The sequence below is a fragment of the Micromonospora noduli genome, assembly GCF_003264365.1.
In the GTDB taxonomy this organism is placed as follows: Bacteria; Actinomycetota; Actinomycetes; order Mycobacteriales; family Micromonosporaceae; genus Micromonospora; species Micromonospora noduli.
This window is the reverse complement of the sequence record NZ_PYAK01000006.1, coordinates 215709-225966: the sequence shown is the minus strand read 5'-3', so window position 1 is coordinate 225966 and position 10258 is coordinate 215709. Positions and strand designations below refer to the sequence as shown.

Genomic DNA, 10258 nt, shown 5'->3' with positions numbered 1-10258 from the left:
GTGCCACTCGCCGAGAGGCGACCTGCACACCGACACCAGCGCCGCCCCCAGCCCACCGGCCGGGGGCGGCGCTGTCTGTGCTCATCCGTCAGAGCGTCGCGGCACAATGGCCGGGTGACTGACGCACAGCCGTGGTCCGAGCAGTCGGGCGTACTCGTACTCCCCAGTGGGGCGACGGTCCGCGGACGCCGCGTCGCCGCCGCGACCTCGCCCGCCGACTTCGCCGTGCTGCTGGCACCCGGTCCGGAGCCGGCCTGGCCGCACCGGCGGATCCGGTGGCCCGATTTCTGGGTGCCGCTCGACCGCGCCGAAGCCCTCGACGTCCTACGGGAGGCGCTGCGACGGGCCCACGACGGTGAACGTGTCGAGGTGGCCTGTCGGGGTGGGGTGGGTCGTACCGGAACGGCCCTGGCCGCGCTGGCGATCCTCGACGGTCTGCCGGTCGAGCGGGCGGTGCCGTGGGTGCGGGCCGGCTACCACCCGAAGGCGGTGGAGACCCCCTGGCAGCGGCGCTGGCTGCGCCGCGTCACCTGACACCGCCGCCGGAGCGCCGCCGCCGGCCGGAGCGCCGCCGCCGGCCGGACCACCGACGGCGTCACCTGACACTGCCGTCGGAGCGCCGCCGGCCGGACCGCCGGTGCTCGTGCGGGCCACCCGTGACGCCGCGTCGGCCGGCCGCCGCCGCTGGAACCGCCGGACCACAGCCGCTCGTGCCGGCACCTCGCCGCTGTGCTCCGGCAGGTAGCGGGGCAGTGTCAGCCCTGGCCGATCACCGCCGGGTCGTTGACGTACTCGCGGAGGTGCTTGGCGGTGAGGGTGTCGCCGGTGGCGACCAGCTCGGCCGGTGTGCCGGTGAAGACGATGCGGCCACCGTCGTGACCGGCACCGGGGCCGAGGTCGATGAGCCAGTCGGCGTGTGCCATGACCGCCTGGTGGTGCTCGATGACGATCACCGTGTTTCCGGCGTCGACCATCCGGTCGAGCAGGGCCAACAGTTGGTCCACGTCGGCCAGGTGCAGGCCCGTGGTCGGCTCGTCCAGGACGTACGTGGTGGTCTTCTCGGCCAGGTGGATGGCGAGTTTGAGTCGTTGCCGCTCCCCGCCGGACAGGGTGGTCAGTGGCTGGCCGAGGCTGAGGTAGCCCAGCCCGACGTCGACCAACCGGCCGAGGATGAGGTGCGCCGCCCCGCTGGGGAAGAACGCGTACGCCTCGGTGACCGACATGGTCAGCACCTCGTGGATGTTCTTGCCGCGCAGCGTGTACGTGAGCACCTCGTCGGTGAAGCGCCGCCCCTCGCACCGTTCGCAGACGCTCGCCACGCCGGCCATCATGGCCAGGTCGGTGTAGATGAGGCCGATTCCCTTGCAGGTCGGGCAGGCGCCCTCGGAGTTGGCGCTGAACAGCGCGGCCTTGACCCCGTTGGCCTTGGCGAAGGCGGTGCGGATCGGGTCGAGCAGCCCGCTGTAGGTGGCCGGGTTGCTGCGTCGTGAGCCACGGATCGGGGACTGGTCGACGATGACGACCCCGGACCGGCCGCGCAGCGACCCGTGGATCAGTGAACTCTTGCCGGAGCCGGCCACGCCGGTGACCACGGTGAGGACCCCGAGCGGGATGTCCACGTCCACGTCGTGCAGGTTGTGCAGGTCGGCCTGGCGGATGGCGAGCTGCCCGGTGGGTTGGCGTACCGCCTCGCGCACTGTCACCCGGTGGTCCAGGTGCCGCCCAGTGAGGGTGTCGGAGCGGCGCAGGCCGGGGATGTCGCCGGTGAAGCAGATCCGACCACCGTCGGTGCCGGCGCCTGGTCCGAGGTCGACCACGTGGTCGGCGATGGCGATGGTCTCCGGTTTGTGTTCCACCACCAGCACGGTGTTGCCCTTGTCGCGCAGCCGCAGCAGCAGGTCGTTCATCCGGGCGATGTCGTGCGGGTGCAGGCCGACGGTGGGTTCGTCGAAGACGTACGTGACGTCGGAGAGGCTGGAGCCGAGGTGGCGGACCATCTTCACCCGTTGCGCCTCGCCGCCGGAGAGGGTCGCCGACTCACGGTCCAGGCTGAGGTAGCCCAGACCGATCTCGACCAGGGAGTCCAGCAGGTCGCGAAGGTTGGCGACGAGCGGCGCGGCCCCAGGGTCGTCGACGGTGCGGACGAACGCGGCCAGGTCGCTGATCTGCATGGCCGAGCAGTCGGCGATGTTGAGCCCGGCGATCCGTGACGACAGCGCCGCCGCGTTGAGTCGGGTGCCGCCGCAGTCGCCGCAGCTGGTGAAGGTGACCGCCCGGTCGACGAAGGCGCGGATGTGCGGTTGCATCGACTCGCGGTCCTTGGACAGGAGGAGCCGCTTGACCTTGACGGCCAGACCCTCGTACGTCCAGTTGTTGCTGCCCACCTTGATCTTGGTGGCTGGCTTGTGCAGGAAGTCCTCCCACTGTTGCGGGGTGAAGTCCTGGAGTTTGACGTCCGGGTCGAACAGGCCGGAGCCGACGATGGTCTGCCAGTACCAGGAGTCGACAGCGAAGTTGGGCACGGTGATCGCGCCGTCGTTGAGGGAGCGCTCGACGTCGACCAGCTCGTTGACGTCGAGGTCGGAGACGCGGCCCAGCCCTTCGCAGGTGGGGCACATGCCTTCGGGCAGGTTGAAGCTGAACGCCCCGGCGCCGCCGACGGACGGCTGGCCGAGCCGGCTGAAGAGGATCCGCAGCATGGCGTACGCGTCGGTGGCGGTGCCGACGGTGGAGCGGGAGTTGACCCCCATCCGTTCCTGGTCGACGACGATGGCCGCGCTGAGGTTGCGCAGCGAGTCGACGTCCGGACGGTTGAGGTTCGGCATGAACGACTGGAGGAATGCGCTGTAGGTCTCGTTGATCATGCGCTGGGACTCGGCGGCGATGGTGCCGAAGACCAGCGACGACTTGCCCGACCCGGAGACACCGGTGAAGACGGTCAGCCGGCGTTTGGGGATGTCGACCGAGACGTCGGCGAGGTTGTTCTCCCGCGCCCCGCGTACCTCGATCATGTCGTGGCTGTCGGCGGCGGACCATGCTGGCTGCGACATACGAACCCTTCACGGAATCGTGGCGGGACCTCGCCCCGCCGAGCACTGGCGGGTTCCATTGTCTCATTCATCCCCATGTAGAGAGTTTCGCCGAGATCCCAGCGCAGGGCTCAGCAGCACGTCCAGGAAAGTCTCAAATCACGTCGTAAGCGGTACGGTGACTCGCGTGGACGTCGCCTCGAAGGATCGGCTGCGCGCCGTGGACCTGGCGGCCACCGTCGGGATCTCGGTGCAGCAGGTGCGCAACTACGTCGAGTTGGGGGTGCTGCCCCCGGTGCGCCGCACCGCCAGCGGCTACCGGATCTTCACCGGTGAGCACGCCCGGGCGCTGACCGTCGCGCGGCGGTTGGCCGAGGGGCACGGCTGGAGCCGTACCCGGGAGATCATGGCGGCGGTGCACACGGGTGACCTGCCGGCGGCCCTGGCGGCGCTCGACGGCGGCCATGCCGAGCTGGACCGGGAACGCGCCGAGATCCGCCGGGTGCTCGGCGCCTTCGAGACCGTGCTGGCCAGCCCACCGGCGGCCCGACCCGCGCCACGCCACCGCGCCCGCATCGGAGAGGTCGCCGCCCTGGTCGGGGTCCGGACCTCGCAGCTGCGGCTGTGGGAGGAGCGCGAGCTGCTGCGGCCGGGCCGCACCCCGGGCACCAACTACCGGGTGTACGACGAGGCGGAGCTACGCGCGGCGCAGGTCATCGCGTTGCTGCGCCGGGGCGCGTACCCCTTCGAGATCATCGCCGCGGTGCTGGGCGAGCTGCGGACCACCGGCAGCGCCCAGCGGGTCCGCGCTGAGCTGGCCCGCCGCGAGCAGGAGCTGCACACCCGCAGCCTGCGCCGGCTGCGGGGCAGCGCCGCGCTGCACGACTACCTGCGCGGTCGCGGCGACGCGGGTTGACCGGCATCCCGTCCCGCGGGGCGATCCTCCTGACTAGGGTCGGGCACATGAGAGCTGCGCTGCTGGCGGCCACGACGTGCGCCGTCCTGCTCGCTCCGGTGCCGGTCGGTGCGACGGGAGCGTCCGCCGCGCCGACGGTGCGCTGCCCCCGGGTCCCGGTGCCGGCGGCGTCCCGCCCACCCCGGCCGTCGCCCCCACCCGCGGTCCCCGAACAACGGGTGGTCGGCGGCGCGGCGCTGGACACGGCCGGCCTGGTCGTGCCGGCCGGCGTCGCCGCGCCGCCGAGGGTCACCGCCACGTCGTGGCTGGTCGCCGACCTGGACAGCGGCCAGGTGCTCGGCGGATGCGGCCCCCACGAGTACGGCACACCGGCGAGCGTGCAGAAGCTCCTGCTGGCGGCCACGATGCTGCCCAAGCTCGACCCGAAGCAGACGGTCACCGTCACCGAGGCGGACATGAACATCGAACCCGGCTCCTCGGCCGTGGGCCTGGTCGCGGGCGGCCGGTACACCATCGAGACCATCTGGCTCGGGTTGCTGCTCAACTCCGGCAACGAGGCCGCCAACGCGCTGGCCCGACTGGGCAGCGGGACGGACAGCGCTGCGGGCGTGCGCGCCATGAACGAGCAGGCGCACCACCTAGGCGCGCTCCAGACGCACGCGGTCACCGCGTCCGGGCTGGACGGCAAGGGGCAGTTCACCAGCGCGTACGACCTGGCGCTGATCGCCCGGGCCTGCTTCGCCGAGCCGACCTTCCGCCGGTACGCGCTGACCGAGCAGACGTCGATTCCGGCCCAGCCGGCGCAACGCACCAAGGGCTTCGAGATCCAGAACGAGAACCAGCTCATCTACCGGTATCCGGGGGCGCTCGGCGGCAAGACCGGCTTCACCGACCTGGCCCGGCACACCTACGTGGGGGCGGCGGAACGCGGCGGACGGCGGTTGGTGGTGACCCTGCTGGGCGCCGAATCGGCACCGGTGCGCGGCTGGCAGCAGGGCGCGGCCCTCCTGGACTGGGGCTTCACGCTGCCCCGGGACGCCGCCGTGGGTCGACTGGTCGAGCCCGGCGAGCTGACCGCCACCCCGTCGGCGGCGCCGTCCGTGCTGGCGGCACCCGGCGCGCCCCGACCGGCGGCGGCCAGCGGGCCCGCGCGTACCAGCTCGGAGTGGCTCTGGTCGGTGACCGCGGTGAGCGGCGCGACGGTGGTGGCGTTGTTGGGCGGCCTGCTGTGGCGGCGTCGCCGCCGGATGCCCTGACGGATCGACATCGGGCGCTACCCTCCATAGACTCCGGTCTTTCTGGCACCACCAGTCCAGGAGGATCCCTGTGCCGAGTGAACTCGAACCGCGCCCCGCAGTGGCGGCACCCCGCCGGCCGGTGCGCGCCCTGACCCGCCTCGCGGGGGTGACAGCGCTCGCCGGGGCGCTGGTGGTCGGCTCGTCCGCCACCGCGCTCGCCGCCCCGGGCCCGTCAGCCGACACGGTGCGCGTCTCCGCCGCGCCGCCCGCCGCTGCCGACGCCGCCACCCGACCACCGCGCACCACCCACGGTCCGTGCGCGTACACCGAGACCCCGGACGAGCCAGCGGCCCGGCCGGTGCCGCTGCCGCCCGACCCGCGGCGCACCCCGGCCCGGGGCAGCGTCCGGGTGACACTGGCGACCAACCACGGGCCGATCGGGCTGACACTGGACCGGGCCGCCGCGCCGTGCACTGTGCAGAGCTTCCTGCACCTGGTGAACAAGCGGTTCTACGACCGCACCCCGTGCCACCGGCTCACCGCGTACCCGACGCTGAGCGTGCTGCAGTGCGGTGACCCGTCCGGCACCGGTGAGGGCGGCCCGGGCTACCGGTACCGCGACGAGTTGCCGACCGACCTGCCGCCCGCGCCCACCGACCCGACCGGGGAGCGCCGGGTGTACGCCCGGGGTGTGCTGGCCATGGCCAACGCCGGGCCGGACACCAACGGCAGCCAGTTCTTCCTGGTCTACGCCAACTCCGCGCTGCGCCCCAACTACACGATCTTCGGCGAGGTCGACGGGGCCGGCCTGGCCACGCTGGACCGGATCGCCGCCGGGGGAGTGGCACCGACCGCCGAGGACCCGGCACCGGTCGACGGCGCGCCCGCGCTGCCGGTGACCATCCGCAAGGCCGTCCGCTGGCACCACCACCACTGACCGTGCGGCGCGGTGGGTGACCGTCGGTCGCTCACCGCGTCCACCGTCGGTGACTCTCGGTCGGGCCCGGCCTCGTCGGAATTTTCGGGAACGGACCGGAACCGGTCCAACCGGTTTCCGACGCAGTTCCGGCCGTCACGCCGAGGCGGGCGACCCGGTCAGCGGGGCGGCGGTGCTGTCCCGAACGACCAATTCGGTGGCGAGTTCCACCCGGGGCGAGTCGATGCCCTCGCCCTGGGCCAGGCGCAGCACGGTCCGGGCGGCCAACCGTCCCATCTCGACCAACGGTTGGCGCACGGTGGTCAGTGGCGGTGAGGCCCAGCGGGCTTCCGGCAGGTCGTCGAACCCCACCACGCTCACGTCGTCCGGCACGCGGAGCCCCCGGCGCCGGATGGCCTCGTAGACGCCGAAGGCCATCTGGTCGCTGGAGGCGAAGATGCCGGTCGGCGGGTCGGCGAGGTCGAGCAGAGCCGTCCCGCCGGAGAACCCGGAGGCGTGGTAGAAGTCGCCCGGGTAGATCAACGCGTCGTCCACCGGCACCCCGGCGGCCTCCAGCCCGGCCCGGTAACCGTCAAGCCGGGCCCGGCTGCACAGCAGGTGCGTCGGCCCGGCCACGAAACCGATGCGCCGGTGCCCGATCGCGAGCAGGTGTTCGGTCGCGGCGAGCCCGCCGGCCCAGTTGGTGGCGCCGATCGTCGGCACGTCCATGGCCGGCACCCCGGCCGGGTCCACGACCACCACCGGCACGTTGAGGCGACGCAGCTGCGCGTGCAGCGGCGGGCTCAGGTGCGAGGTCACGAAAATGACGCCGTCGGTGGCCCGGGTGCGCAGGTTCTGCAACCACTGCCGGGCCGCGGTGGGCTGCCGGTGGATCGCGGAGACCACAGTGCCGACGCCCGCGCCGTGCCCGACATCCTCCACGCCCCGGATGATCTCCACGGCCCACGGGCTGTCCAGGTCGTTGAAGACCAGGTCGACGAGACCGGCACGGCGAACGCTGCGGCTGGTGCGACGCCGGTAGCCGTGGTGGCGCAACAACTCCTCGACCCGCTCCCGGGTGTCCGGGGCCACATCGGAGCGCCCGTTGAGCACCCGTGACACGGTCGGCACCGACACCCCGGCCTCCCGTGCGATCGCGGTGATGGTCACCCTGCGTCCGTCGTCCGCGCCCACCCGCGTCTCCTTCACCGAGCCGGAGGAACGACCGTCAGGCGTCGCCCACCGTGTGTCCCGAAACGGCGTGCCCGTTCCACGCGCCATCTTGCCTCACCGATGGGGGTTGACGACATGCCAGGTCGTTCGAAGGTTCGCTTGAGTTGCGGAAAAGTTCCGGAGTTTTTCCGGTTACTTTCGGTCTGCGGACCACATCGATCCTGGGATGGTTACCCCAACCGGGCTGATAGACAGGACTCGTGCGCTACCGCCTGGCCGTCGTGCTCGCGCTCGCCGCGCTGCTCGGCGGCTGCTCGCGGCCGGAGCCCCGCCCCCCGCCGGCCACGCCGCAGCCGACGTCGGCGAGCCCCACACCCGCGCCGACCCCGTCCACCTCCGTGGCAGCCCCACTGCCGGGGTTCGTGGTGCTGACCGACCTCGACCCGCGCATCCACGCCGACATCCGGTACGCCACCCCGCACAACTTCGTCGGCCGACCGATCACCGGCTACCGCGAGCCGCTGTGCCTGCTCGCCCGGCAGGCGGCCGAGGCGTTGCGCCGCGTACAGGACGCCGCGCTGGCCGGTGGGCACAGTCTCAAGGTGTACGACTGCTACCGCCCGCAGCCGGCGGTGGACGACTTCGTCGCCTGGTCGAAGCACCCCGGTGAGCAGCAGACCAAGGCCGAGTTCTACCCGGACCTGGCCAAGAACCGGCTCTTCGCCGACGGTTACATCGGCGCGCCCACCGCGCACAGCCGCGGCAGCACAGTGGACCTGACACTGGTCGACGAGCCCGCCGCCAGCCAACCTCCGTACCGGGTCGGGCAACCGCTGGTCGCCTGCACCGCGCCGCGCGGGCAACGCTTCCCGGACAACAGCATCGACATGGGTACGGGCTTCGACTGTTTCGACTCGCGGGCGCACACCGCCGACCCCCGCATCACCGGGACGGCGCGGGACAACCGTCGGTTGTTGCAGCGTCTGATGACCGACGCCGGGTTCGTCAACTACGACCGCGAGTGGTGGCACTACAGCCTGCGCGACGAGCCGTACCCGGACACCTTCTTCGCCGCGCCCGTCGCCCGCTCGTCGGTCGGCTGACCGTCAGGTCCAGCCCCGCGGCCCTGACCCCCGTCCCGGCACCGCGGCCGCCCGTGCCATCCGGCATGATCGTTTCAATGACCACTGAACGGATCGGCCCCCCGGTTACCGGCGACGAGCGGGAGACGCTGCGCGCGTTCCTCGACTTCCACCGCGCCACGCTGGCCCTCAAGTGCGCGGGTTTGTCCGACGAGGACCTGCGTCGGCAGTCGATGCCGCCCTCCGCGCTGTCCCTGCTCGGCCTGGTGCGACACCTGGCCGAGGTGGAGCGCGCCTGGTTCCGGCGGGTCATCGACGGCGAGGACATCGGGTTGGTCTGGTCGGAGACCGGCGACTTCCAGCAGGCGTACGACGCCACCTCGGCCACTCGGGCAGAGGCGTTCGACGCCTGGGAGCGTGAGGTCGCGCATGCCCGCCGGATCGAGCGGGCGGCCGCGTCGCTCGACGTGACCGGCCTCAACGCCCGCTCCGGAGAGACCGTGTCACTGCGGCTGGTGATGCTGCACCTGATTCACGAGTACGCCCGGCACAACGGCCACGCCGATCTTCTCCGTGAGGGCGTCGACGGCACCGTCGGCGTCTAGCCCGCGAAAGGGCGCGTCAGGTCCAGTAGAGGATTCGGCAGGCGGGCACGCGGGCGGTGAGTTCGGCGGTGAACCAGTCGCGCAGCTCGGCCATCTGCTCACGAGGGTAGACGTACTTCACCGCGCCGAACTTGCCGTGCTTGCGGGTGCGGGACTCCTCGTCCATCTCCAGCCGGGTGCGCGGGTACCAGCCGAGCAGCACCTCCTTGCTGCCCGGCGTGAACCGGTGGGTGATCAGCTCGGCGGTCAGGTCCAGGTCCGGCACCCCGTCGACCGCCGCGCGGACCTCGTCGAGCAGTTCGCCGTAGCGCTCCCGCCAGTCCGGCAGCGCGATGATCGGCGCGATGGTCAGCCCGACCGGGTAGCCGTCGAGGGCGAGCCGGCGCAGCGCGGCCAGCCGGTCCGGCACCCGGGCGGTGCCACCCTCGAACCGAACGCTTACCGGGGCGCAGTTGACGCTGAAGCGGACCCGGGTCCGGCCGGCGTGCGGCAGCCCCACGAAGGTGTCCACGTCGGCGTACTTGGTGGTCCAGCGCAGTTGCACGGGGGCGTCCCAGTCGGCGAAGTGCTGCACCGCGCGCCGCCAACTGCCGGTCAGGTGCTCCAGGGCGAGCGGGTCGGTGTAACAGGACGCCTCGAAGGTGGTGCCCTCGTCGGCGCGTCGCGCGTTGCGGCTGGTCACCGTGCCGCGCCCGGCGTACGCGGCCAGCCCGGCGAGGATGTCGTCGAGGTCCGCGTACACCCGGGTCACCGGTGGGCCGGACAGGGATCCGGCGAGGTAGCAGTACTGGCAGTGTGCAGGGCAGCCCTCGGCCAGGTCGACCCGCCAGTCCGCGCTGGGCGCGATGGGTTGCAGGACGCGCCGCGAGGGTGGGCTCACCACGATCGCCATTGTCGACTTGGCCCGGGCGTAGGTCTCCCGGTCGGTCTGCCCGCGTACCCCGGTGAGCCGGTTGGCGCGCAGGTGTTCCACCTCGATGCCGAGCGCCCGCACCCGCTCGACGATCCGTTGGCCGTGCGGGTGGTCGAGCGCGGCGGGGGTGGCCACCACCCTGCTCGGGGTCCAGCGGCGCGCCGGCCGGGCCGGCGGCGCGAGGCCGGCCAGGTCGCGGGTCGGCACCCGTTCTCCGCTGGCGTCGTGCGGCGCGGTGGGTACGTCCACGGCGAGCGGCTGGTCGACGTCGACGGCGTCCGGGCTGGTCATCCGGCCGGGGTACCCGTTGCCGTAGGAATCCCACCCGATCGGCCGCCCCACGATTGACGCCGCCCAACCGGAGCGCATAACCTTCCATCTATCTG

9 protein-coding genes are annotated in these 10258 nt (G+C 72.4%); 6 read left to right on the top strand and 3 right to left on the bottom strand.

Going from position 1 to position 10258, the window contains the following annotated elements; genetic code table 11:
- The first annotated feature begins 114 nt into the window (after positions 1-114).
- Positions 115-534, top strand: a complete 420-nt coding sequence (locus GUI43_RS07630) for a protein-tyrosine phosphatase family protein (RefSeq protein ID WP_091406692.1) — start codon at positions 115-117, stop codon at positions 532-534.
- 221 nt (positions 535-755) lie between these two features.
- Here GUI43_RS07630 and GUI43_RS07625 read toward each other — a convergent pair whose 3' ends face one another.
- The gene (locus GUI43_RS07625) at positions 756-3050 is read right to left on the bottom strand and encodes an ATP-binding cassette domain-containing protein (protein WP_112698430.1); all 2295 of its coding nucleotides are present in this window, start codon (positions 3048-3050) and stop codon (positions 756-758) included.
- 166 nt (positions 3051-3216) lie between these two features.
- Between GUI43_RS07625 and GUI43_RS07620 the strand changes: the two genes are divergently transcribed.
- The 3 genes from GUI43_RS07620 (at position 3217) to GUI43_RS07610 (ending at position 6120) form a co-directional block, all read left to right on the top strand.
- Positions 3217-3945: a MerR family transcriptional regulator gene (locus tag GUI43_RS07620; protein ID WP_211326660.1), complete on the top strand. Its 729-nt coding sequence runs from the start codon at positions 3217-3219 to the stop codon at positions 3943-3945.
- 47 nt (positions 3946-3992) lie between these two features.
- Entirely contained in the window at positions 3993-5201 is a 1209-nt protein-coding gene (locus GUI43_RS07615) for a D-alanyl-D-alanine carboxypeptidase family protein (RefSeq protein WP_112698429.1), read from the top strand.
- 70 nt (positions 5202-5271) lie between these two features.
- On the top strand, positions 5272-6120 hold the full coding sequence (locus GUI43_RS07610; protein WP_225855077.1) for a peptidylprolyl isomerase: 849 nt from the start codon (positions 5272-5274) through the stop codon (positions 6118-6120).
- Between the two features lie 135 nt (positions 6121-6255).
- On the opposite strand, the gene GUI43_RS07605 is transcribed toward GUI43_RS07610, so the two are convergent.
- Positions 6256-7293 carry a LacI family DNA-binding transcriptional regulator gene (locus GUI43_RS07605; RefSeq protein ID WP_112587802.1) on the bottom strand — a complete coding sequence of 346 codons (1038 nt, stop codon included), beginning with the start codon at positions 7291-7293 and terminating at the stop codon, positions 6256-6258.
- Between the two features lie 239 nt (positions 7294-7532).
- On the opposite strand from GUI43_RS07605, the gene GUI43_RS07600 reads away from it, so the two are divergent.
- Complete coding sequence (locus tag GUI43_RS07600) at positions 7533-8375, top strand: M15 family metallopeptidase (protein ID WP_249037678.1); 843 nt, start codon at positions 7533-7535, stop codon at positions 8373-8375.
- A gap of 77 nt (positions 8376-8452) precedes the next feature.
- On the top strand, positions 8453-8959 hold the full coding sequence (locus tag GUI43_RS07595; RefSeq protein WP_112587800.1) for a DinB family protein: 507 nt from the start codon (positions 8453-8455) through the stop codon (positions 8957-8959).
- A 16-nt stretch (positions 8960-8975) separates the two neighbouring features.
- Here the strand turns inward: GUI43_RS07595 and GUI43_RS07590 are convergent, their stop codons facing one another.
- On the bottom strand, positions 8976-10163 hold the full coding sequence (locus tag GUI43_RS07590; protein WP_211326659.1) for a spore photoproduct lyase family protein: 1188 nt from the start codon (positions 10161-10163) through the stop codon (positions 8976-8978).
- Between the last annotated feature and the right edge of the window lie 95 nt (positions 10164-10258).

Excerpts from the sequence above, each read along its gene's own strand:
- GUI43_RS07625 (WP_112698430.1), bottom strand. The coding sequence starts at position 3,050 with ATGTCGCAGCCAGCATGGTCCGCCGCCGACAGCCACGACATGATCGAG.
- GUI43_RS07590 (WP_211326659.1), bottom strand. The coding sequence starts at position 10,163 with ATGACCAGCCCGGACGCCGTCGACGTCGACCAGCCGCTCGCCGTGGAC.
- GUI43_RS07615 (WP_112698429.1), top strand. The coding sequence starts at position 3,993 with ATGAGAGCTGCGCTGCTGGCGGCCACGACGTGCGCCGTCCTGCTCGCT.
- GUI43_RS07595 (WP_112587800.1), top strand. The coding sequence starts at position 8,453 with ATGACCACTGAACGGATCGGCCCCCCGGTTACCGGCGACGAGCGGGAG.